Origin of the sequence: Zhongshania aliphaticivorans (assembly GCF_902705855.1) — a bacterium.
GTDB classification, from domain to species: Bacteria; Pseudomonadota; Gammaproteobacteria; order Pseudomonadales; family Spongiibacteraceae; genus Spongiibacter; species Spongiibacter aliphaticivorans_B.
Map to the genome: position 1 here is coordinate 419,073 of NZ_CACSIJ010000012.1, position 23,944 is coordinate 443,016.

Consider the following 23,944-nt stretch of genomic DNA (forward strand, 5'->3'; position numbering starts at 1 on the left):
TAATGAAAGAACGATGAAGACTCTCATAATGTTGTGCGCCATTCATGTAACAAAACGTCTGCCTTACCGAGCACTTTCTTCATGCCATCGCTAAATAATTGCAACTCAATATGGCTTTCTTCGCTGACAGTCACCTGTTGATCTATGCTAGGAAATACCCTGTCGGTATTAGGACCTCCGTCACCTGCCATCGCAACAAATTCAGCACGAATTCTATGTTCACCAGATGCCAAACCCGCGCTACTTATAGCATGTAAACCACCCTCTAACAGAACCCGAGATTCCATTTCACTGTAGATATAACGAATAGGCTCAGCATCATCTATTTGAACTTTTGCTGCTTGAATAACAAAGCTCTCTGCACTCTGGCCTATATAAATATAAACATTATGTTGGCCCATAGTTGACGACTGAGAATACTCAGACGACAGATAGTTTTGCATGGCCTTAGTTTTAATATCAGCCATTTTTGTGTCGTTAGAGAATGAATTCATTGCGTTAAACATCAACAAAATCACTATCGAAATTTGTATTTTGTTCAAGTAAAAATGCGCCATGACTTAACCGCCTGAATTTGCACTCGTCGTCAACAACAAGAAATGTTCCAATTTACTTGCTCTCAACCATGACTTTGCAAGAGGCGCGCCAAAGAAATTTAGTCTTGGCATTTTTTTGAGATTCAGAGGGGGTTCTGTTTGGTAAAACAGGAAAAATGTGGCCTAGGCCACAAAATCGGTCTGGTCGCCTGTGCGTAAAACCAATAAGAGGAGAAGCATTCCGCCCAAATAGCTAGCAAACGCACCAGCCTAGAACACAAAATAATCGCACACTGATTTAGGAGCGCACCACAAAGACACGAATTTTAGAATTTGCGCACGCGATACCTGCCTGAAAATTAAGGCGCTACGAATTGATAGCGGCGCTAGCGCATCAAGCTCCACAGCAAGCATACGAACAGGAGTAGCGATATCCCCTGCCACGTTCGCACTGGATTGCGAGTTAATAGCGGCTGGAATTCATTCTTCATATATTCTGGATTGGGATGTTCCAGATTGTAAACAAACTCCGACACGTCGTTGTAACGCAGCTCGGGGCTTATGCTAAGTGCGCGACTCAATGCAGCATCCAGCCACAATGGCACATGGGGATTGTAGTGGCAGGCAGACACATACTCTAAGCGAGAAAACGCCGCCGTGGTTGTGCAATTTTCTAATCGACCTTGATAGGGCTGCTGCCCCGTCAGCATTTCGAAGACAATCACCGCCAGCGAAAATTGATCTACCTTACCGCTAGGGCGGCGCCCCAGCACATGCTCGGGCGCGGAGTATTGCGCTGTACCAAGCACCTTATCCCGCTCAATAGGCACGGCTATTTCGGCTAGACCAGCAACATAGCAAGAACCAAAATCGATTATTTTAACCCCACCGTCATCGCCGACTAAAATATTGTCTGGCTTCACGTCTTGATGAAAAGTGTCTCGTCGATGCATAGCCTGCAAACCCTTGGCAGCAGGTAAAATCACCTCCAGCATCGCCTGGGTTGCCGGTTTGGGATTTTTAAGCATCCACTGCCCCAGCGTTAAACCAGCGCAGTAATCAGACAAATAATATAAGCAACTTGGCACTTTCGGCGGTTCAACAACGTCGATTACGTATTCACTATTAATACGCCGACCAATCCAGCTCTCTAAGATGAAGCGTTCGATATAGGCTGGATCGTCATTAAAATTTTGCGATGGTGTCTTCATCACATAATGGCGATCTGCGCTTGCGTCATAAACTTTATAAAGCTGACTGCGGGGGCTGGCGTGAATCTCAGCCTCAATCACCAAGCCGTCCAACACCATGCCCACGCTCAGCGGCGGCGGGAATGGCAGCGCGGTTAATTTTCTGTAAACATCACCTGCGTCTTCAAGTGGCAGTGCGTCTACCCTGAGTAACTGACAGCTTACATTGTCATCACTGCCGGCCGCCAAGGCTTCGTCCAGCAAACATTGCGCTGCATGATCTAGCTCATTGTCGCTGATGATGGCCTGCATATGAGCACTGTTCAGCACGTCGTGAATGCCGTCCGTGCTTAATAAAAACACGTCGCCAACGGCGACATCGGCGGCGCGATAATCCACATCTAAATTAATATCTAAACCCATTGCGCGGGTGAGATAGGACTGCCCACGACCAATCGGCATGGCGTGATCGCGGGTGAGTTGCTCAAGAAATCCATCTCGTAAACGATATATTCTGCTATCGCCAACATGGAATATATGCGCGGTTTGAGACTTGAAAATGGCAATACTTAAGGTGGAAACATAGCCTTTTTCGGCTTGCAGATAATGCTGCCCCTGACCATACAACCAACGGTTCAAGGCATTTAATACCTGCTGAGCGGAACGCTTTACCGACCAAGAATCTGGCGTCGAAAAATAATCACTCAAGAATCCCGTTACACAGGTTTCTGCAGCTTCCTTCCCCGCCTCCGCGGCGGACACGCCATCGGCAATAACCGCCACCGCGCCCTTGGTGGTGAGCTGCTCGTCATCTGGCACCCGAATGCCAAGACTGTCTTCGTTAACCGATTTTTGCCCAGCACTGCTGTGCTGGGCAATCGACAATTTTAAGCCGCCATCAAAGTGCATCGGATAAATTCCAGAAACGAGTTTTTATTAATGCACTTTAACTTACTTCTATCAGGGCGACACTGCCGTCGTCATTCAATTCAGCAGTGTGACCTTGAGGCTCTTCCATAAACTGCACCGCAGCAAACACCACCGCAGCACAGGCCGCAATCACCATGAAGAAGTCTGCTGTACTAACAAAAGACAACACGGTTAGAAATATGACCGCCCCAACATTACCGTAAGCACCGGTCATACCAGCAATCTGCCCGGTCATGCTGCGCTTAACTAAGGGCACAATGGCAAATACTGCACCTTCACCAGCCTGCACAAAGAATGAACAGCACATAGTAGCAAGCACCGCCAAACCTACTGGCCATGCTGAATCTATCTGACTCAATACCATGTATCCGACTGCCAAACCTGCTACCAAAATAGACAGCGATTTACGACGCCCAAACTTATCAGATAAATAGCCGCCGCCCGGACGTGCCGCCAAGTTCATAAAGGCGAAACCAGACGCCAACATACCCGCTGAAACCGCACTTAAGGTAAAGGTTTCCATAAAGAATAATGGCAGCATCGACACCACCGCCAGCTCTGAACCAAAGGTGACAAAGTAAGCAACATTCAAAATAGCAACTTGTTTGAACTTGTATTGTTGCATCGGCGGGGTCGGCACATTATTCAGCACGTCACTATTTACCCGAAGGATCTGACTCACCTGCACCACAAATAACACGACCAAAACCACATACAGTGAAATAGAGGCAAACTCACTCAACAAACCTAAATTGACCGGCGACAATTTCCAAGTCAGTACCGCTAAGGCCAAATACATTGGCACACACATGGCGATATAAAAGACGAGGTCGCGCTTGCTGCTCACCACTAAACCACCAGATTTTTTCGGCTTAAAATACGTAGAGCCCTTTGGAGTATTACGAGCGCGCCAATAAAAGAAAAAGCCGTAGGCAAATGCCATGACGCCTGTTGTAGCAACAGCATAGCGCCAACCGTCATCGCCACCGTAAAACAGCGCAAGCGTAGGTAAAGTCATCGCTGCCGCGGCGGAGCCAAAGTTACCCCAGCCACCATACACACCCTCTGCTAGGCCAACTTGGCGAGCGGGAAACCACTCACCAACCAATCGAATACCGATAACAAAGCCGGCACCAATAAAGCCCATTAAGAATCGAAGTAGTGCGATCATCTCGTAGCTATTTGCCATCGCGAAGGCCACACACACTAAACCGCCCGAAATTAACAATGCACTAAAGACGATACGCGGCCCAAAGCGGTCAACCAGCATCCCCACAATGACTCGTGCCGGAATGGTCAGAGCCACGTTCAATATCATCAGCGCCTTGACCTGCTGCGTACTCAGATCAAAGGCTTCTTTAATTGCCGACAGCATCGGCGCAAAGTTAAACCACACAACAAATGTCAGAAAAAAGGCAAACCAACTAAGGTGTAGTAATCGAATTTTATCTTGCTTGAGATCAAGCACATTCAAGGTTGAGGAAGACATCAACAGCTCCAATAGCAACGTAAAGGTATCTACCATGCCCTGAGCAATCCCTGTGCCAAGCGCGAAATCACACCAACCAAAGACCTATTAACTTATTGTTTTTTATAACTTATTTTTATAATCGTGCCGCAATGCAAATTTATACGCACCGAAATGGGTCATAGCAACCCCGCTATCACCAGGAGATTCGTGCACTATTTTATTCCACTGCGCCCCACCAAACCCCAGCGCCTTCCCTGTTTTAACCCAAACCCCGCCCCAACAAAGCGCAAAACAAAATTTTTTCACTTAAAAATCAACATCTTAAATCATGAACCAAACAGTGGCACAGCTTTTGCTTTTACCGCTACAGATAGTATCCACACCCGCTAAACTGCTGCGGTAAAGACCAAAGCACGCGCAAGTATTAAAGGATGTAAACATGACTGACAAACAACGCCTGCTTATCGTTGGTAACGGCCCTGTAGGCCATCAATTTATCGAATCTATTGTCGAGAGCGGTCAGTCTGATCAATTCGACATTACCGTGATTGGCGAAGAACCTCGCCATGCCTACGACCGGGTACACCTAACCGCGTGGTTCGAAACCCGCGAAGCGGCATCGTTGAATATGGTAAAAGAAGGCTTTTATCAAGATAACGGCATTACTGCGCTAAGCAATGAAAAAGTCATCACGATTGATCGCGATGCAAAAATTGCCAGCACCGACAAAGGCCAACAATACGCCTACGACAAACTTATACTCTCCACTGGCTCATTCCCCTTTGTGCCGCCAGTTCCAGGGCATGACCGTAAAAACTGCTTTGTTTATCGCACCATCGAAGACCTCGAGGCAATTACCGCAGCGGCAGCAAATGCCAAAGTCGGCGCCGTCGTCGGCGGCGGCCTCCTCGGCCTTGAAGCGGCCAAGGCAATAAAGGATCTGGGTTTGAAAACCCACGTTATTGAGTTCGCGCCGCGCCTCATGGCTGTACAGGTCGACGAAGGCGGTGGTGCGCTACTGCGCCGTAAAATTGAAGATCTGGGCGTATCAGTACACACCCAGAAGAATACTCAACAAATTATTGATGGCGACGAATGCGTTCATAAACTGCAGTTTGCCGATGGCGCCGAACTAGAAACCGATATTTTGGTGTTTTCGGCCGGTATTCGCCCACAAGACGCGCTGGCCCGCCAATGTGAACTCGATGTTGGCGAGCGCGGCGGTATTGTCATTAACGATAGCTGCCAAACCTCTGACCCTGCCATTTACGCTATTGGTGAATGCGCCCTGTGGGGCGGTCGCATTTACGGTCTTATCGCACCGGGCTGGGATATGGCTCGCGTTGCTGCCGACCACGTATTGGGCGGCATTGAGCAAAAAACCTTCACCGGCGCTGACATGAGCACCAAACTTAAGCTGATGGGCGTTGATGTCGCCTCTATTGGCGATGCCCACGCCACCACCGCCGGCGCCAAGTGCTATACCTTTATCGACGAAAAGGCCGAAGTGTACAAAAAGATCGTTGTCACCAACGACGGTCAACACCTGTTGGGCGCGGTATTAATTGGCGAAGCCAATGACTATGGCACCCTGCTGCAATTTGCACTGAATAAAATCACCCTGCCCGAGCAACCCGAAGGCATGATTCTGCCGAGCTTAGATGGCAGCGCAGGCGTTGGTCTTGGGGTTGATGCCCTGCCCGATGTTGCCCAAATTTGCTCATGCAATAATGTCAGCAAAGGTGATTTATGCGCGGCCGTACAAGGCGGCGCCATGACCGTTGGCGATCTAAAAGCCTGCACTAAAGCCGCAACCACCTGTGGTGGCTGCACCGCACTAGTTGGCCAAGTGTTAAACGCCGAGCTGACCAAAATGGGCGTCGAGGTCAACACCGACCTCTGCGAGCATTTTCCCTACACCCGCCAAGAAATTTATCATTTGGTGCGGGTTGGTGAGATCAAGTCCTTTGACGAATTATTAGAAAAGCACGGCAGCGGCCACGGCTGTGAAATCTGTAAGCCCACCGCCGCGTCTATCCTTGCCTCGTGTTGGAACGACTACATTCTGGAGCCAAAACACGCCAGCCTGCAGGACACCAACGACCGCTTCTTAGCAAATATGCAAAAGAACGGCACCTACTCTGTCGTACCGCGTATGGCGGGTGGCGAAGTCACCCCCGATGGTTTAATTGCCGTCGGCCAAGTCGCGAAAAAATACAATCTCTACACCAAAATCACCGGCGGTCAGCGGGTCGATTTATTCGGCGCCACACTTGACCAACTGCCGCGCATTTGGGAAGAGTTGATCAGCGCTGGCTTTGAGTCTGGTCACGCCTACGGCAAGTCCCTGCGTACCGTTAAATCCTGTGTCGGCTCAACATGGTGTCGCTACGGCGTGCAAGACAGCGTCGGCAAAGCCATCGACCTAGAAAACCGCTACAAGGGTTTACGCTCACCGCACAAACTTAAAATGGCCGTGTCTGGCTGCACCCGTGAATGTGCAGAGGCACAGAGCAAAGACGTGGGTGTTATCGCCACCGAAAAAGGCTGGAATCTGTACTTGTGTGGCAACGGCGGCATGAAACCGCGTCACGCAGATTTGTTTGCCTCCGACATCGACACCGACACCATGATCAAGTACATCGACCGTTTCCTAATGTTCTATGTTCGCACCGCAGACCGGCTACAACGCACCTCGGTATGGATGGAAAACCTAGAGGGTGGCTTGAACTACTTGCGCAAAGTCATCATCGACGACTCACTGGGAATTTGTGCTGATCTTGAGGCCGAAATGGAACACGTGGTAGACACCTACCAGTGCGAATGGAAAACCACGGTTGAAAACCCAGAGAAGGTGAAGCAATTCCGCAGTTTTGTGAATGCCGACAAGAGCGACAAGGAAATTGTATTCATTCAAGAGCGCGGTCAAATTCGCCCGGCCTCTGAGGCCGAAAAAATCGCCGACACCGATTTGATTGCGGTCGCATAAGACACTTAATTAATAGACTGATCAATCCCGATTGATCGGTCAGTATTAAATTTATATGAGGATTACCCCATGTCGTGGACAACCATTTGCAAGCTCGATGACATACTACCAAATACCGGCGTCGCCGCCTTAATTGACGAAACCCAAGTGGCCATATTCCGCGTTAATGACGCCATTTATGCCCTTGCCAACAAAGATCCGTTCAGCAATGCCAACGTTTTATCTAGAGGCATTGTGTGCAGCATTCAAGGCACACTCGTCGTCGCGTCACCAATATACAAACAACACTTTAGTCTTGAAGCAGGCAAATGCTTGGAAGACGACAGCGTATCTATCGCCTCCTACGAGGCGCGCACCGAAGGCGATTCGGTACAGATCCGCATAAGCCATTAAACCAAATACAACGACGCGAAACGTCGGGTTTAAACCTAGTATCCCCCTCGTCCGGCTACCACTTCGGTGGTGCCGGCTTTTTTCAGCCCAACACTCTTACTAATTTGCAGTCGCAAATAACGGCAACAAACTCGCCACAATGCGCTCAGACCTTTCTGCGACCTTATCATTTAGAGCAACACTACCGTGCGCAACCACATTAAAACTACTATGCAAAGCGGCACCTAATAGAATGATTGCCAGCACCTTGGCATCAAGACGCGGCGCCAGTATGCCATCACGTTGAAACTCAAGCAGACGGGCCATAACCAATCCATGTAAGGGGTGGCGCTCACTTGCCATAGCACTATCGACCAGCTGCTCTCGCCCCCAAAGTGGTGCAGTCAGTGGAATAATAGCGCTATAAAATAACTCAGCGTGCTCATATACACTTTGCAGCCACACCGTTATATCGCCTTGCAACTCAGCATTAATTGCTGACTTCACCGCCTGTACTTCCGGCAGACGCTCGCCAATCAGGGCGTAAAGCAAACGCGCTTTATCGCCAAAATTATTAAACACACTCGCTTCAGTTGTGCCCGCACAAACCGCAATATGCCGCGTGGTCATTGCAGAAGCGCCTTCGCTCTGCAATAAGCTGTAAGCCGCGTCTAATATTTTCTCTCTCACTCTGGGTCTAGCCATACCTATGTCCCTTGCTGCATCGATTTTTGCACTAGGCTGAAAATCGATGAAAAATCCGTTTAATTATCTCGTCGTATACATAGCCACTACTATGAGGGCGAGGGTATCGCACACTGAGACTAACACTATCCCATTTAGTGCGATGCGCAATGGTATACCCTAAATAGCAATATAAGACATAAGCACCAAAAAGGTGCCACACTTAATGCTACTCAATAAACCTAGCATCCAAAAACAGAAGGTGAAATTTTATGTCTGCCTCCATAACAATAACAATCGAGCGGCATCCGCCCCTATTATGGATAACGATTAACCGCCCCGCTGTTCGCAATGCCGTCGACGGTAAGACTGCACAGGCACTCGCCAAGGCTTTCAGCGATTTCGACGCCGATCCAGACCTTGCCGTCGCCATTTTAAGCGGCGCAGAACACAATTTCTGCGCAGGTGCAGACTTAAAAGCCGTTGCCACCGAAGATCCCGCACGCCGCAACCCTTTAACGAGTGACGGTATCGGCCCAATGGGCCCAAGCCGAATGGAGTTAAGCAAACCCGTTATTGCCGCCATCGACGGCTACTGCGTTGCCGGAGGCTTAGAACTCGCACTGTGGTGCGATATGCGCGTTGCCACCGACCGCGCCATCTTCGGGGTATTCTGCCGTCGCTTTGGCGTACCACTTATCGATGGCGGCACCGTGCGCCTACCGCGTCTTATCGGCATGAGCCGAGCGATGGACATGATACTCACCGGCCGCCCCGTCGAAGCCTCGGAAGCATTTGCTATCGGCTTGGCAAACCGCCTAGTGTCGCCAGAACAACTTCGCAGCAGCACCGAAGCACTCGCACTGCAGATTGCCTCTCAGCCGCAACAATGCCTGCGCAACGACCGCCGCAGCGCCTATCAGCAGTGGGGAATGGACGAAATGACAGCTATTAGCAATGAATTCAATTGGGGAATGGAAACCTTATCCAGCGGCGAAACCCTCAGTGGCGCCAAGCGCTTTGAGCAAGGCGCAGGCCGTCACGGCAGCAGTGAAAACCAAGGCACATAACATCCGAACAAAACGAAGCAGGGGAACGAATACCACCACACCCCTTCTAAACATTGGCGCTAGCAAACCGAGATTGCCGGTAAAAACGACATAAATTAGGTGAATGGATGCCATTTATACTTCAACACTCAGCACAGCCGTCACGTCTTAGCGGCGTATATCATTTACCCGTACAGGTATTACTACGCGTATTTTTTTTACTAGCAATACTCAGTAATAATGCCTGCGCAGCAAACCAAGACAGTGAAACCGCCACGCCAGTTACCCGCGCTGAAAACACCCTCAGCGACGACGAAATCACCGTCGTCAGCTACGAAGAGAGCGAATACAAAGACCCCTTAATGGGCTTTAATCGCGCCATGTTTGCATTTAATGATTTCAGCTACCGCTACGTCCTGATTCCCGTTGCTAAAACCTATAACTACATCGCACCACAGCCCGTACGAACGGGGGTGAGTAATGTGTTTGCGAATATTAAGGCGCCCATTCACATCATCAATCACCTCCTCCAGTGGGAACCAAGCAAAGCCGGCACCACCACCGCCCGCTTCCTGATAAACACCACCGTTGGCATCGCCGGTATTTTTGACCCAGCCAACGATTGGTTTGATTTAAAAAAAGATGAAACCGGATTTTCTGACACGCTAGCCGATTACGGCAGCGGCTACGGCAGCTATTTAGTACTGCCCTTCATTGGCCCCTCTGACCTACGCAGCGGCACTGGCGTAGTCGCAGACTATTTTTTAAATCCCATTCCCTATATTACCGAACAGCCAGATACCACCTACATAATGGCCGCCGACGCGGCACAGGGTTTTGCACCTAAAGCAGAAACTTACGAAACCTTACGCGCCAAAAGCGACGACCCCTATTTATTTTTTCGCAATATGTATTTGCAGGGTTTGCTGCGGGACCAGCAGTTTAAAACCGACGACGCAAAAACCAATACCACAGAAAAATAACCGGGATCCAAGCCATGCTAGAAGCCCTATTCTCACGTCACAAATTAATACTGCTGGTTTTTGCGCTAATCGTCGGATTTTTCGCATGGCATAGCCGCAGTTTTGAAATAAATGCCTCTGCAGACACGCTAATCTCAGAAGACAACCGCGACTTCATAGAAAGCCAAAAGGTGAATCAAAAATTCTCGCCAGAGGAATTTCTGATTATTGCCTATAGCCCCAAAGAGGGAGATATATTCTCAAAGCAAAGTCTACAAAACATCGCTGAAATTAGCGCCAAAATACAGAAAATAAACCGTGTTAAATCTGTTCGCTCGGTAATGAATGTGCCGCTATTATCCAAAGCAGGGCAGGGTCTTAGCGCAGACATGAATCCGAATGACTTTACCCAAAGCAAACTACAGCTACCAGCCGCAGAATTGCGTAGCCTCTTCAAAGATCACCCAATTTATGACGGACTGCTAATCAATCACGAACAGACGGCCACCGGCATTCAAATACTCTTCAAAACCAATCTCATTCTACAAAACCTAGACGCAGCTATTCTCGCCATTCAAGCCAAGCGTTTAGACGGCCCGCTGTCAAAAGAAGATAAAGCTGAACTCAAACGCCTGAAAGCCAAAACTGCGCCATTGGAGAAAGCGCTACGAGAAACCCGCAATCAAGAAATTGAAAGCTTACGTAACATCATAAAAGACTATAGCGATGAGGCAGACCTTTACCTTGGCGGCGCTCATGTACTCGGCTACCAACTTATTAATATTATTCAGAATGATTTAAGTATATTTGGCAGCGCTATCGCGCTAGTAATTTGCTTATTAGTGTTTTTGGTGTTTCGGCGCTTTAGCTGGGTATTTATCACCGTGGTTTGCTGCGCGAGTAATTTGCTTATCACCGTCGGCGCGTTCGGCCTCCTAGGTTTAAAAGCAACTGTCATTTCATCTAACTTTATATCGCTTCAGCTTATTCTCAGCCTCGCTATCGTTATTCACCTCATTGTCCAATACCGAGAAGATGCCAAAGCCAACCCTGATCTCGAGCAGCGAGACTTAGTACTGCGTGCCTTAAAAAACAAAATAGCGCCCTGCTTCTTCGCGGGATTCACCACCTCCCTAGGTTTTGCATCCTTGTTACTCAGCGAAATTGAGCCCGTGATGGCTTTCGGCTGGATGATGATTGTTGCGATGGCCGTTACTATTTTATGCACGCTACTGCTGTTTCCGGCCTTGCTACTGCTATTCCCAAAGGGCAAGAACAGCCACGAGAATTCCACTCTTTTAAAACCCGTTAACGCCCTGCAACACAGCTGCATTAAACACGGTTCCGCCATTATCATTATTAGTATTTTATTCTTTATCGGCAGCGTATTCGGCTCACTGCAACTGAATGTTGAAAATAGCTTTATCAACTACTTTAGCGATGACACCGAGGTATACAAAGAACTGAGTTTTATCGACAAGGAGTTTGGCGGCTCAACACCACTGGATATTATTTACACCCCGCCCGAAGAACCCAGACCAGACAACGACCTAGTATTGCGTGCCAAAGACGTTCAAAACGTACAGCGTATTCAGAAAGCGTTGGGGGAATTCGAAGCAATGGGCACTCGTCTATCGGTGCTTAACTTTACCCAATTAGCCAAGCAAATTAACAATAACAAACCTTTAACCGAGTACGAGTTAACCGCCATTTATTGGACTTTAGACAAGAGTATTCGCGAAGATTTGCTGAATAGCTTCTTTATAGAACCACCCGCACAGCTGCGAATTAGCGCAAGAATAATAGACAGCACCGAAGGCCTAGACCGCGGTGCCATGCTTGCTGATATTCACAAAAAAATTCAAGCCTTAGGCATCTCTGCAGAAAACTACCAACTCAGCAATTTATTTGTGCTTTATCAGGCCATGCTAGAGCAATTATTTACCTCGCAAATACTGACCTTAGGCGCAGTCTTTATCGCCCTAGGCATCGCATTTTGCGTGATATTTCGCTCGCTTAAAATTGCCGCCATCGCCATTGTTCCCAATATTATTTCCGCCATTGCGGTACTGGGCGTTATGGGCTGGCTAAGAATTCCGCTAGATTTCATGACCATGACGATTGCCGCTATTGCAATGGGCATCGCCGTGGACGACACCATCCACTACACCCACCGCTATTTACAGGAACTCAAAAGCAATAGCGCAGAAAAGGCAATTGAACGCAGCCACCACAGCGTGGGCTACGCACTAATTTACACCTCCGTTATTATTGCAATCGGCTTTGCCCTGCTCGGCTTCTCTGATTTTGTACCCAGCGTATTATTCGGCTTACTCACCGGCCTGGCCATTATTATTGCGCTAATCGCCGATCTCACGCTGCTACCCGTGCTGCTGCACAAATTTGTGCGGGGCAGTATTCACGACCATGCAGCCACGCAGGATGAAATGAGCAAGTAGTTTACGTGAAGCACAAGTGGCGATTTATCTGGAAGATATTCGCTTTGCTCGTGCCGATGATAAAAGTTAACACTGGGCACCTTAAGATCTGAGCGTGCTCAGAGTGATCAACTGACGGCCGGTGTTGGTAAAAATTCGTCATCGAGTTAACTCGAGGCGTCCTGCCCCTCGGCCTAAAGGGCCGCCCGCCAGCGTTCAAAACGACTATCCCGCCGTTTTGTCTTCCGCGCGTCGCAAGTAACCGCGCGAGAAAAACTCGCCTGCGGCTCAAACAGTTTCCCGCTTAACCCGTTATTTACTGCAGTGCTCAGCGGTGCTGAAGGGATTGGTGGCCGCGGGGATTATTTTGGTAAAAGCTATCTCAACCGTAAGAGGAAAATTCTTTAGTACCTCGTCATACCCGACCCCGATCGGGTATCCAGGTGAACGGAGTGAATGCCTTTGTTTAGATACCTGATCCTGGACGACCAGTTGCTTTGCGGTGACGCTCTCAAAACCTAGGCTCAATAAATCAAGCTGGTCGACAAAAAAATCAATGACTCGAACTGGGTTGTCTTCAGTAACAAAGTTATCAATCACTTCTGGAAAAAATGTGGATTGGTGTCTTGATTGGCCTTTGATATGGTGAGTCATCGCAGATTACCTCTGGTTTGGCTTACCAATTTATTATACTAAATACGACCTTAAATTTGGATCGCCGGCTAAGACTGATTCTTCATAAGCAAGGGGTATCTAGATCAACCAGTGATCAGTAGTTTTCACACTGCCTGGGTAATAAGCGGACGCTCAGAAATCCCAAACCGGATAGAAGTTGGTAGGTTTTTTACAGCCTCAACGCCTTAAATAAGTCGCTGTTCGGTTCACTTGCTATCTTGCTAGGTTGATGCAAGAGGTTTTCTATACAACACCCTTTTTCTACTTCAGCTACACGCAACGCATATAATTTATGAGTATCAGGAGGTGTCCATATCCAGGGCACTGATACCGGCCTCAAAAGTAGGACAATACGGCGCAGCCTATCTACTAATAAAAATTTTAGAATAGCGCGGAGTCGTCTACTTTACCCAGGGAAGCCCAGTCCGCGCACTTTAGCTTGTAAGCTACTCCAGTGTTGGAATGATTTTTTCAATAGCTAAATCAGCAACCATCTGAGCTCCTTTTTCATTTAGATGAATAGTTTCAGCTGTCAACTGAAGATTATTCCTTGCCGCAATCTCATTCCAGCTATGACAGTGCCAGCCAATCCCAACGCAGATAGCAGCTGACGTCGTTTCATTATTGCAAGCCAGTGAGAATCAGAGCAAACCTAGCAATTTGAAGCCTAGCACGACAGGAAGGTCTAAGGTGGGCGGTAATTAGCCTGCGGCTTACTGCAATAATGTTTCGCATAATGGCAATTTCATAAATAGGATTAGGATATTGTCGAATTATAGGGAAACGGTCTCTGCCGTTCTTGACTCAAGCGTCACTGAATTTGACCGCAGCGCCTCTGCAGGTAAATTTGAGTATTTTGAAAATTGAATGGCCACGATTTGGGCACAGCCAAATTTCAGGCATATGAAATCCAGATCAAAGATCTATTTTTTATATAACTCAAATGCTTATGCTCGGTGGGCCCAGCACAAGACCTAACTCTAATTGAATCGCTAAGCAAAAGCCTGGGTGGAAATTCTTACTGGACTATCCCTGGAAAATTTATAGAGAAAAGCAGTAAATTCCTGACACATCAGGTATGTCGTGGGTAGATATTCTTCCGCAACGCGTATATATAATGAATGAAGGGAATCCAGATCTGCCTGTACATAATGACGCGCGTCGACGCCCCAGCTGATATGGGAGGAATACTCATCACAACAAATGAAATTTACTGAAGAATATAATAAATTAGATTACGGGGCTGCTTGTCCATCTGGCACACAAAAGAGCTGTGGGCTGGATAGGTTATTAGAATAACTGAATTAACTTGGCGACTTTCCACTAANTCCATATACACCTTCTAGTTAGGTAAACTAACTAGAAGGTGTAATTTCGACGCCCATGCCAGCGGCNGCCATCTACAGTTTAATCGAAACAGCAAAGTGAATTGCTTGGAGCCTTAAGGGCATTTTCGCACCACATGCTTATCCTAACCACAACTACTTAAAACCAGCTGTGTAGGTCTGTTCATGGTACAGACTGTGTGAAAACTACAAACGCACTGCCAAACGCCGTCACGAGCTTCGCTCATCTACCAAATGATATAACCACCGATTACGTACAGCGGGGGATTTGGTGTTTTAACCGGCCATATTCATAGCGTTTCCGCTTCGCTTTATCCAGTTAACCCGGCGCCTCCATTGCAGTGCCTCCAACAAAATCGATTGACGATCCGTTTTTTCACCTTGTCTTTTGGCAAAGCTATATATCGGGTACTGTTACTGGTCGTGGATTACTTTTGAACACGGGCGATTATGATTTCCATTGGGTGATCCTCCTATTGGCTATCAAACTCATAACCAAGTTAAATTAAGAAGCCAGCCTCGGCTCACTGCGGACGACGGGCCTGATGAAATGTCCGCTAATGTGAGAGGCTGTGTGAAAACTCCTATAACCAAATTAATCAAGCGATCCTGCGTGAAATGTGTATACGATTGGCTACAAAACTTGGTCAGATTTTGATGTAAAACACATATTCACATCAATCCTTGTCAAAATTATGACTTGAAAATAGTTTTCACACAGTCTGGTGACAACTGCGCCAATTTTAAGATGAATCAAAATACGCCCAAATTGTATTATGCTAGCAACCTACCTCAGCAATTTTAGGCATCAAGCCTACGAGCCAGTCTTACTCGCAGGCGTAAACTCCGGACCAAACGGCTTTGTTATCAAGAGCAAGGCTGGCATAAACAACATGTCGGCCAGTAATGCGACGCTAATGGCAACACCCAACAATACCCCAAAGCTAGAAATTATCGCGAGCTGAGAAAGTAAATAACATGAGAATGCACCTAGCAGAATAATCGTGGTAATCACCAGCGCTGGCCCCACATCGCGCATAGAGTCAGCCAAAGCCGTACGATAATTACCGCTAGCCATAAAGCAGCGCCGGAATCGAATAACCAAGTGCAAGGTGTCATCCACCGCGATACCGATGGCAATGGTTGCCAGCAGTAATTTCATATAGTCCAGATGAATTCCCAGCCATCCCATTAAACCTAGCACGACAACAACCGGCGCGAGGTTTGGAATCATTGCCAACATTCCGACCTTAACCGAACCGAACGCCAAGCATAGAAACCCCGCCACCATCACAAATATCAAGCTGTAACCAATCAACTGGGTGTCTGCAATATACTCCCCCATTTTGACCCACATTAAGCCTATGCCGGTTTTGCGTACCGTCGCATTGGGAATCGGGTTCTCGGCGATATAGTCGTCGATTGTGGAAAGCAGTTTAGTAATATCAGCCGAGCCGCTCATTTCAACTCGCATTTCCAGCACGGTGCGGCTATAGCCTTGTCCTACAAACTCCGCAAGCTCCTCGCCCCCAGAAATTTCATAGACCAAGAAATATTGCGCGGTCAGGTTTCTGTCGTCAGGCAGGCGATACCACGCCGGATCATCGCCGTGAAAACTGCGATTGAGATCTTTTTGAATATCCACCACGGAATAAGTTTTCTTAACCAAGGGCTGTGATTCGGCAAACTGCTGAATGCGGTCAATCGCGTGCAATATTTCAGGGTTTTTAACCCCTTCCGGCTCGTCGGTGTCAATAATATAAGTGACATTCAAAATACCGCCCATCACACTCTCCGCAAGCTCGGTGTGCTGACGCCACTCTACATCGGGTTTAAAGTCTTCTAGGAAATTAAAATCCACCTTAACAAGACTCAGCCCAGCCAAAAAGAACAGCAAGATCACGGTACCGGCACCAAGCAGTGCCTTGGGGTGATTTAAATTAAGCGCAATACAGCGCTCAACAAACCAGATAATACTTGGCTGAACCGCCGGCCCTTTCCTTTTAGTGGCCTTGGCCGTTCCTGACTTACCCGACGCTAAGGCAACCACCAATAAGGTCATCGATAAAATAAAGGTAAACATAACCCCAGAGGCCGCGTACAAGGCCATTTCGCTCAGTACTTTTAACTGCGATACGGTCATCACCAAAAAGCCAACCGCGGTGGTGATCGACGCCAACATACAAGCACCACCTACTTTTGAGATCGCGGTTTTCACCGACTCTTTACGGTCGCCGGTTTCCCCAAATGCGCGCTGGAATTCCAATAAAATATGCACGGACTGCGCCACCCCCACCGCACACAATAAGGTGGGGACAATGCCAAAGAACAATCCCAGTACCCAGCCAAAGGCGCCCATCACACCGAGCACCATAACAATGCTCAGCACTACCACCGCCAACGGCCCAAATAGCCCGAGCAAACTCACGCGGAAAAGTAAAAACGACAAGACCGCCAACATGACCAAGGTAATTAAGGTACCAATTGCGGAGTCTTCCATGAAAACATGGTTGTAGGCCGAGTTCATCGGCACATCGCCGGTAATAAAGAAATCGATACCAGCGTATTCTGGGCGCGCCATAATCTCGCGCAATTTATTATCACTGACCTGCGGGTAAAGGTTTTCTAGCTGATTGCCCTTGGCTTCGTCGTAAATAATGTCTTCGAGGGGATCAACGCTGCTGCGCTCCATTTCTAAAATAATGGCAGCGTAATCGGCTTTTGCATTTATAAGATAATCGACATACAGCGGACGACTTAACACTTCGTCCCGTAGCTTTAGCAGAGCCTCTTGATCTGCGGGGAAGTCCAACATCAATTCATCGACGTTGATTGAATCGCCGTCGGCGCGAATAAACTCCACCGTTGGTAAACTTATCACGTCGCGCACGTACGGCACTTCATCCTCAAAGGCCTGGGCTAATTTAGCAATCTGGCCCATTGCCTCGTAATTAAACGGCCCGTGTGGACGATCGGGTACACGATAAATAATGTAGGTCACTTCGTCTGACAAAAACTCATCCAAGTATTCGGTGTAAGACACATACACCGGATCGCTTTTATCAAAATACGCATCCAAACTATTGTCAGCCTGCACCTTGCCGGCAAAGTAGGTGCCCAAGCCCAGCATCAAAAGTGACAATAACAAGACAATGAGGCGATGATTCACCGCCCAGTTGGCGACACTGCCAAATACCGCGTCTACGCGATCTACAAATTTATTTTCCGTAACGGCCATTAGCGCTAGCACTCCCTATTATGCTTATTATCAAATATGTAAACTCGGTGTTCAGCTGCGCCACAAAATCTATAGCGCACCCTCTTACCGATACCATCACGCAATTTTCGACAAGAGGATTTGATTTATCAGGCAATTATGCTTTAACTTGGCGCACATAAACAATAAGCATTAGATTTAAGCAAACACCGACACTATGGAGCACCTAGCGTGACAATAAGAACATTTACCGCGAGTATCTTATGCTCACTGAGCTTACTTATTTCACCTCTGCTCAGCGCCGATGAGGCACAAGACAAGGGGCTAGTAATCGCCAAAGAAATGAAGAGCCGAGACCGCGGCTGGGTAGATAGCAGCGCGGAAATGGAAATGGTGCTACATAGCCGCGGCGGGCGGGAAACCCGTCGAGAGATGCGAATTTTGGCTTTAGAAGTTCAAAACGACGGCGACAAGTCGATGACCATCTTCGACAGCCCCAACGACGTTAAGGGCACCGCCTTTCTCAGCTTTACCCATAACAATGCCGACGATGATCAATGGCTGTATTTGCCGGCCTTAAAACGCGTAAAGCGCATCGCCTCTAAAAACAAATCTGGCCAGTTTATGGGCAGCGAATTCTCCTATGAAGACCTTAGCTCCTTTGAGGTAGAAGAGTACGACTACCGCTGGCTACGTGACGAAGAACTAAACGGCGCGCTGTGCTTTGTAGTAGAAATTATTCCCCGCGACAAATACTCCGGCTACACACGAGAAATTGTGTGGATAGATCAAGAGCACTATCGCGCCATGAAAATAGAGTTTTATGACCGTAAAGATGGCGTGCTAAAGACCCTTACCCTAAGCGACTACCAGCTGCATTTAGACAAATTCTGGCGGCCGGCGAAACAGACTATGGTTAACGAGCGCAACGGTAAAAGCACCGAAGTGCTTCTGCGCAATTATCAGTTCCGCAGCGGTTTAGACGAGCAAGATTTCACAGAAAATAGCTTAAAACGCGCACGTTAACACTGGCCTAAATGATGAACAGCAAACAACTCACGGCCATTTTGTTCGCCGGTCTAATCGCGCCGCCAAGTCACGCCGAATTTCTTGGCTACGTCGGCCTACAAGCACGCGCTTTTCCAAGCACGGCGGCTGACCCAGCACAGGGCTCAGAGACTATTTCGGGAGTGCTCGCTCCCGAGTGGTATCAGCAGTGGAATGACGGTGACGACAGTCTTAATGTAAAGGCATTTTATCGCTACGACAGCCAAGACGACGAGCGCAGCCACGCCGACCTGCGTGAGTTCTACTGGCAGCACGTGGGCAACAACTGGGAGCTAACAGTTGGCGTAAACACTATTTTCTGGGGCGTGACAGAATCCCAGCACCTAGTCGACATTATCAATCAAACCGATTTTATTGAAGCGCCAGATGGTGAAGATAAACTCGGTCAACCCATGATTCACTACGCCAGCATTCAAGACTGGGGCGTGGTAGATGTGTTTGTACTGCCCGCCTTCCGGCCTCGACAATTTGCTGGCGAAGAAGGACGCCTGCGCTCAATTCCTATTACCCAGAACGACACCGAGCAATACCAATCAGACAAAGAAGACAAGCACATCGACTACGCACTGCGCTGGAGTCATTATCTTGGCGATTGGAATCTCGGACTGTCGTGGTTTCAGGGCACATCGAGAGAACCTATTTACCTACCGCAGATTAGCACTACAAGCGTCACCCTGCTGCCTTATTACGCACTCATCGAACAGAGTGGCTTGGACGCTCAGTATGTGAGTGGTGATTGGCTGTGGAAACTAGAAGCTATTTACCGACGTGGTATCGGCCATTCGATTGCCGAGGACTTTGCTGCCAGCACCGCCGGTTTTGAATACACCTTAACGAGCATCAACAGCCTGTATTGGGATTTGGGTCTATTGTTAGAATATTCCCACGACACCAGAGACAGAATAAATGCAGGGCCATTCCAAAACGATGTGTTTGTCGGCGGTCGGCTCAGCCTGAATGATATTGCATCCAGCGAATTACTGTTTGGCTACAGCCAAGATATAGACGAACAAGCAAGCCGCTCTGCCTTTATGGAAGCCAGCACTCGGCTAGGGGACAGCACACGCATCACGGCTGAAATTTATCACTTTCACAGCGATAGCAATAATGATCCTATCTACTCGCTTCGCAGAGACAGTTATGTTGAATTAGGATTAGAGTTTTATTACTGAGCTATAATTAAACCTATGATCAAGCTCACAACCTCAATCCACCAATACAGAAGCACGCCGTGCGTATAACTCGCCTAAGTTTAATCGTCATTGCCAGTCTCGCCGTTATCGGCGCCGCGCTGTTTATCTACTATGGCTACAGCTCAGCGCCACCGCGACCTAAACTAAGCGGCGCACTCGGTGAGGACACTATCGTCATCGACGGTATAGAGCGCAGCTATACATTTTATATACCGACTGCACTGAACAAAGATACCGCATTGGTATTTATGCTACACGGCTCTTTACAATCCGTGGCCGACATACGGAAATTTACCGCCTACCAGTTTGAACAACTGGCCGATCAAAACGGCTTTATCGTGGTATACCCTGCGGGATACAAAAATAATTGGAATGATTGCCGGAGCGCAGCACGCTACCCCGCACGCGCAGAAAACATCGACGACCTGAAATTTATCACGTCGCTCATTACCCGCTTTCAGCAACGCTACGGCAGCGACACCGCTAAATCATTTATTGCAGGATATTCAAATGGCGGCCACCTGGGCTTTCGCTTTGCTTTAGAACAGCCCGACGCGGTTGCGGGTATCGCGGCGATCAGTGCCAGCTTGCCAACACCAGACAATCTCGCCTGCACTGATGTCGGCTTAGCCGTGCCGGTGCTAATAATGAATGGCACCGAAGACCCTATAAATCCCTATTACGGTGGCCAAGTTACCTTGTTTGGTTTTGGTGATCGCGGCGACGTTTTGTCATCTGTTGCTAGTGCAGAGCACTTTGCACACAAAGCCGGCTACCAAGGCGCACCTAGCGAAACCAAGCATTTTTCAAACAATCACGCAGATGATCCAACCGCAACAAAATATTATGCTTGGCGCGACGGTGCACATGCAGAAGTGATTTTATATACCATTACCGATGGCGGCCACACCATTCCGCAAGGGTATTTTCGGCCGCCACGCATCCTTGGCGCCACAAGCAAAGAGATCAACGGCCCCGCTGAAATATGGGCATTTTTCTCACGACAGATAAACTGATCGCAGGCATAAAAATTAAACACGCCAATTATTAATACAGGCTTAGCTGCCGTTCCTGAAATTTATCTGGCGGTATATAAACCACCTCATCGCCACACTTTATTTCGCCAGACTCTACAATTTTTGCGCATAAGCCACCATAGCCCAGCATGGCCACCAAACCACCCTTGCCCAGTGCGGTTTCCATACGCGAGCAAGGGTGGCATTGCGCGGTCGCTTGAAAGATCGCCGAACCAATTTGAAAATATTGATGCCGCAATGCATTTAGGTTGATTCCCGACACCAATAAATTACGCCTAAGGATATCTGCGGGAATATTCTCAATACCCAAATTATCGGCAATAGCGCGAATAAACTCGACGCTGATAAGACTCACCTGCCGCGCTGAGCCCTTGCTGCCCTCGATACGTCGATCACCCTGCAAACCACGATCGGCAATGGCGATGGTTTTTTCCACCGAAGTCATTGCAACTTTTCTAGCGGGACGCACGCCAATCCACTCCAGCTTCCCCGACGGTAGATCATTAAGAAAACGCGAGATTAAGCGGCCTTGTGCATTCATTGTTATTCCTAGATCCTCTTAAACGGCGGTGTTGCCAAACTTAGATTCTGGCCATTCTGATGGCAAATGAATAAGATCTTCCGCTTCATCGATATCATGAACGAAATAAAATTCACTGAAAGTCATTCCGCATTCCAGCAAGCGCTGCCGCGTTAACTCCGCGACCTTATTCGTACTCCACGGAATATCGGCAAATAATCGCGGCTCATGACGGCGCAAACCCAATAAAGCATAACCTCCGTCTGCGCTCGGTATTAGACAAGCATCATAGTCATACAGAGCCATCGCCGCCTGATGCAAAACTGTAGCATTAATTTCCGGACAATCGCTGCCAACGAGAATGATGGCATCGGCATTAGTTAAACCTTGCGCTGCGGCATAACTCATACGCTCGCCTAAATCGTCGCCCCGCTGCGAATGTAAGTTGATGCCAGTTGGTATATTCACTGACAGCCAACTGGGTGAGTCTGGCGATGGCGTCATCCATAAATTCACCGAAAACAGATAGCTTTCCTGCACGTCTGTTATTAACGCCACACTGTCTTGCAGTATTTTCCCGAGCATTTTTTTTGCTAAGCGCGCAGCGCCTTCAGCGCCTAAAGCGGGAATCAAACGAGTTTTCGCCAACCCCGCCACGGGGGCTTTAGCCATAATTTGAATACTTACCTTTAGTGGCGAAAGATCTTTACTCATAACGTCTCGCCAAGCTTTGCGGCGACACACCAAGCCAGTACAACAAGCGTAAACGCCACATAAGTAGAATGGTTGACCATATACCGCGACGCTCCCAGCGACGCCCTGAAGTCGTTATTTTTAAACGCAAACATACTGGCGCCGATATTTTACGAAGCATCGCTGACATGGCAATATCTTCCATCAGCGCTTGATCCGGAAAGCCACCTACTCTTTCAAAAGCAGCGCGCCGAACAAAAATACCTTGGTCACCTGTAGCAATACCGCTAAGACGAGATCGCGAATTTATAAAAAAGGCAATCACGGCAAACATCTTAGCCTTGCCACTTATACGAATATCAAAACGTCCCCAAAGCCGCGCATCAAGTGCAGTAATCACTGCATCCATTCCGGTATCAGGTAATTCACTATCGGCATGTAAGAATAATATTGCCGGCCCTGCTGCCACGGCAGCGCCGGCGTTCATTTGCCTTGCTCGTCCACACTCGCTAGATACGCAGCGAAAGCCCTGCGCCATGATAAGCTCTGGCGATCCATCCACACTGCCGCCATCAACAAAGATGACTTCAACACTATGTACTGTATTGGCAATTTCTTTGTGTAAATCCTCACACAACTGGGGCAACTCAAGCGCTTCATTCCGTACCGGAACGACCACTGACAGCGCGAGAGGGCGCGCCTTTTCTGGCTCAACATTATTCACCGATATCATTTAATTCCCAGTCATAGTCGGTGTAACTGATTCCCAAACTTCCATCCTTTAAATGAGTAGCTACGGGTTTGCCGTTCAGAATAATGCCGCCGCTCGAGCCACCCAAACCTAAGGCATCGGCATACTGCGACAAGAAAGCAGATACCGAATTTGCCCCACCCCAACCCTGCTCAAAATCGGTTTTATACCAATCAAAAATAGGCGACACATGTAATTCGCCATTCAAAAAATAATTGCGGCTGCGGTCACTTAAAAATTTTTCAGTAACCAACTCCAATTGCTGATTAAGTTTGGCGCCGGTAAAAGCCCGATTCAGCAAAGCGGGACAGCCAATGCTGGCGCAGTTCACGGCAAAATGAATACGAGGTTCATTATAACGACCAGAGCCACGAATCAAGGTGTGCTCGATGTTGTCGAGGCTGCGTGTTTCACCCAATAATTTAATAAATTCTTTCTTCCAAGGCGAGCCAAAGAATGAGCCTAGATCTTTTATTGAATCGATATCGGGATAACGTGTTAATACAAATTCTACTGTCCATGCGTTATAGGCATTAATCAAAAATGCCAGCTGCTGATCCTTTGGCCACGCATCAAAATCACTTTCAGTAACTCCAGACAAACTGGCCAAATATGCCTTAAGTATTTGTCGGTCATCTTTCATCCCAGCGTAATCTACCTGACTGGCCTGACCGTCCTGAATCATAACAACATGTTGCTGAAGCAATTTATCCCATGCTTTATGCGAGAACTCTGCCGCCATCGAAGGTATCGCCACACACAATAGAAATACGCCAATCCATACCCTTGATAATATTTTTATTATTTGAGATTTCACTGTCAC

The 23,944-nt window shown here is 48.1% G+C and carries 17 protein-coding genes and 1 pseudogene; 8 read left to right on the forward strand and 10 right to left on the reverse strand.

Annotation, left to right across the window (positions count from 1 at the left end; all coding sequences use genetic code 11):
* Positions 1-23: 23 nt before the first annotated feature.
* From GVJ32_RS08965 to GVJ32_RS08975, 3 genes are all read right to left on the reverse strand, one after another.
* Positions 24-467, reverse strand: coding sequence for a hypothetical protein (locus tag GVJ32_RS08965; protein ID WP_159239705.1), 444 nt, complete (start codon positions 465-467; stop codon positions 24-26).
* Between the two features lie 455 nt (positions 468-922).
* Positions 923-2,635: a bifunctional protein-serine/threonine kinase/phosphatase gene (locus GVJ32_RS08970; RefSeq protein WP_159239706.1), complete on the reverse strand. Its 1,713-nt coding sequence runs from the start codon at positions 2,633-2,635 to the stop codon at positions 923-925.
* Between the two features lie 37 nt (positions 2,636-2,672).
* Entirely contained in the window at positions 2,673-4,145 is a 1,473-nt protein-coding gene (locus GVJ32_RS08975) for a NarK family nitrate/nitrite MFS transporter (protein ID WP_159239707.1), read from the reverse strand.
* Between the two features lie 421 nt (positions 4,146-4,566).
* Between GVJ32_RS08975 and nirB the strand changes: the two genes are divergently transcribed.
* On the forward strand, positions 4,567-7,116 hold the full coding sequence (nirB, locus tag GVJ32_RS08980; RefSeq protein WP_159239708.1) for a nitrite reductase large subunit NirB: 2,550 nt from the start codon (positions 4,567-4,569) through the stop codon (positions 7,114-7,116).
* A 69-nt stretch (positions 7,117-7,185) separates the two neighbouring features.
* Complete coding sequence (gene nirD, locus GVJ32_RS08985; RefSeq protein WP_159239709.1) at positions 7,186-7,509, forward strand: nitrite reductase small subunit NirD; 324 nt, start codon at positions 7,186-7,188, stop codon at positions 7,507-7,509.
* 99 nt (positions 7,510-7,608) lie between these two features.
* Here the strand turns inward: nirD and GVJ32_RS08990 are convergent, their stop codons facing one another.
* Positions 7,609-8,193 (reverse strand): TetR/AcrR family transcriptional regulator, encoded by a 585-nt coding sequence (locus GVJ32_RS08990; protein ID WP_159239710.1) that lies wholly within the window; start codon positions 8,191-8,193, stop codon positions 7,609-7,611.
* A 251-nt stretch (positions 8,194-8,444) separates the two neighbouring features.
* Between GVJ32_RS08990 and GVJ32_RS08995 the strand changes: the two genes are divergently transcribed.
* The 3 genes from GVJ32_RS08995 (at position 8,445) to GVJ32_RS09005 (ending at position 12,642) form a co-directional block, all read left to right on the forward strand.
* Entirely contained in the window at positions 8,445-9,242 is a 798-nt protein-coding gene (locus tag GVJ32_RS08995) for a crotonase/enoyl-CoA hydratase family protein (RefSeq protein WP_159239711.1), read from the forward strand.
* Between the two features lie 107 nt (positions 9,243-9,349).
* On the forward strand, positions 9,350-10,204 hold the full coding sequence (locus GVJ32_RS09000) for an MlaA family lipoprotein (protein ID WP_159239712.1): 855 nt from the start codon (positions 9,350-9,352) through the stop codon (positions 10,202-10,204).
* Positions 10,205-10,218: 14 nt separating this feature from the next.
* Entirely contained in the window at positions 10,219-12,642 is a 2,424-nt protein-coding gene (locus tag GVJ32_RS09005; RefSeq protein ID WP_159239713.1) for an efflux RND transporter permease subunit, read from the forward strand.
* Between the two features lie 457 nt (positions 12,643-13,099).
* Here GVJ32_RS09005 and GVJ32_RS18540 read toward each other — a convergent pair.
* Positions 13,100-13,275 (reverse strand): annotated as a pseudogene (locus tag GVJ32_RS18540) (IS5/IS1182 family transposase); the annotation flags it as partial.
* A gap of 2,181 nt (positions 13,276-15,456) precedes the next feature.
* Entirely contained in the window at positions 15,457-17,880 is a 2,424-nt protein-coding gene (locus GVJ32_RS09015; protein ID WP_159239714.1) for an efflux RND transporter permease subunit, read from the reverse strand.
* Positions 17,881-18,090: 210 nt separating this feature from the next.
* Between GVJ32_RS09015 and GVJ32_RS09020 the strand changes: the two genes are divergently transcribed.
* Genes GVJ32_RS09020 through GVJ32_RS09030 form a run of 3 tightly spaced genes read left to right on the forward strand, consistent with a single transcriptional unit; the run spans position 18,091 to position 21,136 of the window.
* On the forward strand, positions 18,091-18,885 hold the full coding sequence (locus tag GVJ32_RS09020) for an outer membrane lipoprotein-sorting protein (RefSeq protein WP_159239715.1): 795 nt from the start codon (positions 18,091-18,093) through the stop codon (positions 18,883-18,885).
* A 14-nt stretch (positions 18,886-18,899) separates the two neighbouring features.
* Positions 18,900-20,099, forward strand: a complete 1,200-nt coding sequence (locus GVJ32_RS09025; protein WP_159239716.1) for a hypothetical protein — start codon at positions 18,900-18,902, stop codon at positions 20,097-20,099.
* A gap of 59 nt (positions 20,100-20,158) precedes the next feature.
* Entirely contained in the window at positions 20,159-21,136 is a 978-nt protein-coding gene (locus tag GVJ32_RS09030; protein ID WP_159239717.1) for an alpha/beta hydrolase family esterase, read from the forward strand.
* A gap of 31 nt (positions 21,137-21,167) precedes the next feature.
* Here GVJ32_RS09030 and GVJ32_RS09035 read toward each other — a convergent pair whose 3' ends face one another.
* Genes GVJ32_RS09035 through GVJ32_RS09050 form a run of 4 tightly spaced genes read right to left on the reverse strand, consistent with a single transcriptional unit; the run spans position 21,168 to position 23,944 of the window.
* Positions 21,168-21,698 carry an MOSC domain-containing protein gene (locus tag GVJ32_RS09035; RefSeq protein WP_159239718.1) on the reverse strand — a complete coding sequence of 177 codons (531 nt, stop codon included), beginning with the start codon at positions 21,696-21,698 and terminating at the stop codon, positions 21,168-21,170.
* Between the two features lie 18 nt (positions 21,699-21,716).
* The gene (locus GVJ32_RS09040) at positions 21,717-22,391 is read right to left on the reverse strand and encodes a TIGR04282 family arsenosugar biosynthesis glycosyltransferase (protein ID WP_159239719.1); all 675 of its coding nucleotides are present in this window, start codon (positions 22,389-22,391) and stop codon (positions 21,717-21,719) included.
* On the reverse strand, positions 22,384-23,103 hold the full coding sequence (locus GVJ32_RS09045; RefSeq protein ID WP_159239720.1) for a TIGR04283 family arsenosugar biosynthesis glycosyltransferase: 720 nt from the start codon (positions 23,101-23,103) through the stop codon (positions 22,384-22,386). The genes GVJ32_RS09040 and GVJ32_RS09045 overlap by 8 nt, the downstream gene beginning before the upstream one ends.
* Positions 23,087-23,944 (reverse strand): DUF547 domain-containing protein, encoded by an 858-nt coding sequence (locus tag GVJ32_RS09050; protein WP_235035097.1) that lies wholly within the window; start codon positions 23,942-23,944, stop codon positions 23,087-23,089. The genes GVJ32_RS09045 and GVJ32_RS09050 overlap by 17 nt, the downstream gene beginning before the upstream one ends.

What these genes read in the sequence shown, in the direction of transcription:
- GVJ32_RS08965 (WP_159239705.1), bottom strand. Translation starts at nt 467, where the DNA reads ATGGCTGATATTAAAACTAAGGCCATGCAAAACTATCTGTCGTCTGAG.
- GVJ32_RS08970 (WP_159239706.1), bottom strand. Translation starts at nt 2,635, where the DNA reads ATGCACTTTGATGGCGGCTTAAAATTGTCGATTGCCCAGCACAGCAGT.
- GVJ32_RS08975 (WP_159239707.1), bottom strand. Translation starts at nt 4,145, where the DNA reads ATGTCTTCCTCAACCTTGAATGTGCTTGATCTCAAGCAAGATAAAATT.
- nirB (WP_159239708.1), top strand. Translation starts at nt 4,567, where the DNA reads ATGACTGACAAACAACGCCTGCTTATCGTTGGTAACGGCCCTGTAGGC.
- nirD (WP_159239709.1), top strand. Translation starts at nt 7,186, where the DNA reads ATGTCGTGGACAACCATTTGCAAGCTCGATGACATACTACCAAATACC.
- GVJ32_RS08990 (WP_159239710.1), bottom strand. Translation starts at nt 8,193, where the DNA reads ATGGCTAGACCCAGAGTGAGAGAGAAAATATTAGACGCGGCTTACAGC.
- GVJ32_RS08995 (WP_159239711.1), top strand. Translation starts at nt 8,445, where the DNA reads ATGTCTGCCTCCATAACAATAACAATCGAGCGGCATCCGCCCCTATTA.
- GVJ32_RS09000 (WP_159239712.1), top strand. Translation starts at nt 9,350, where the DNA reads ATGCCATTTATACTTCAACACTCAGCACAGCCGTCACGTCTTAGCGGC.
- GVJ32_RS09005 (WP_159239713.1), top strand. Translation starts at nt 10,219, where the DNA reads ATGCTAGAAGCCCTATTCTCACGTCACAAATTAATACTGCTGGTTTTT.
- GVJ32_RS09015 (WP_159239714.1), bottom strand. Translation starts at nt 17,880, where the DNA reads ATGGCCGTTACGGAAAATAAATTTGTAGATCGCGTAGACGCGGTATTT.
- GVJ32_RS09025 (WP_159239716.1), top strand. Translation starts at nt 18,900, where the DNA reads ATGAACAGCAAACAACTCACGGCCATTTTGTTCGCCGGTCTAATCGCG.
- GVJ32_RS09035 (WP_159239718.1), bottom strand. Translation starts at nt 21,698, where the DNA reads ATGAATGCACAAGGCCGCTTAATCTCGCGTTTTCTTAATGATCTACCG.
- GVJ32_RS09040 (WP_159239719.1), bottom strand. Translation starts at nt 22,391, where the DNA reads ATGAGTAAAGATCTTTCGCCACTAAAGGTAAGTATTCAAATTATGGCT.
- GVJ32_RS09045 (WP_159239720.1), bottom strand. Translation starts at nt 23,103, where the DNA reads ATGATATCGGTGAATAATGTTGAGCCAGAAAAGGCGCGCCCTCTCGCG.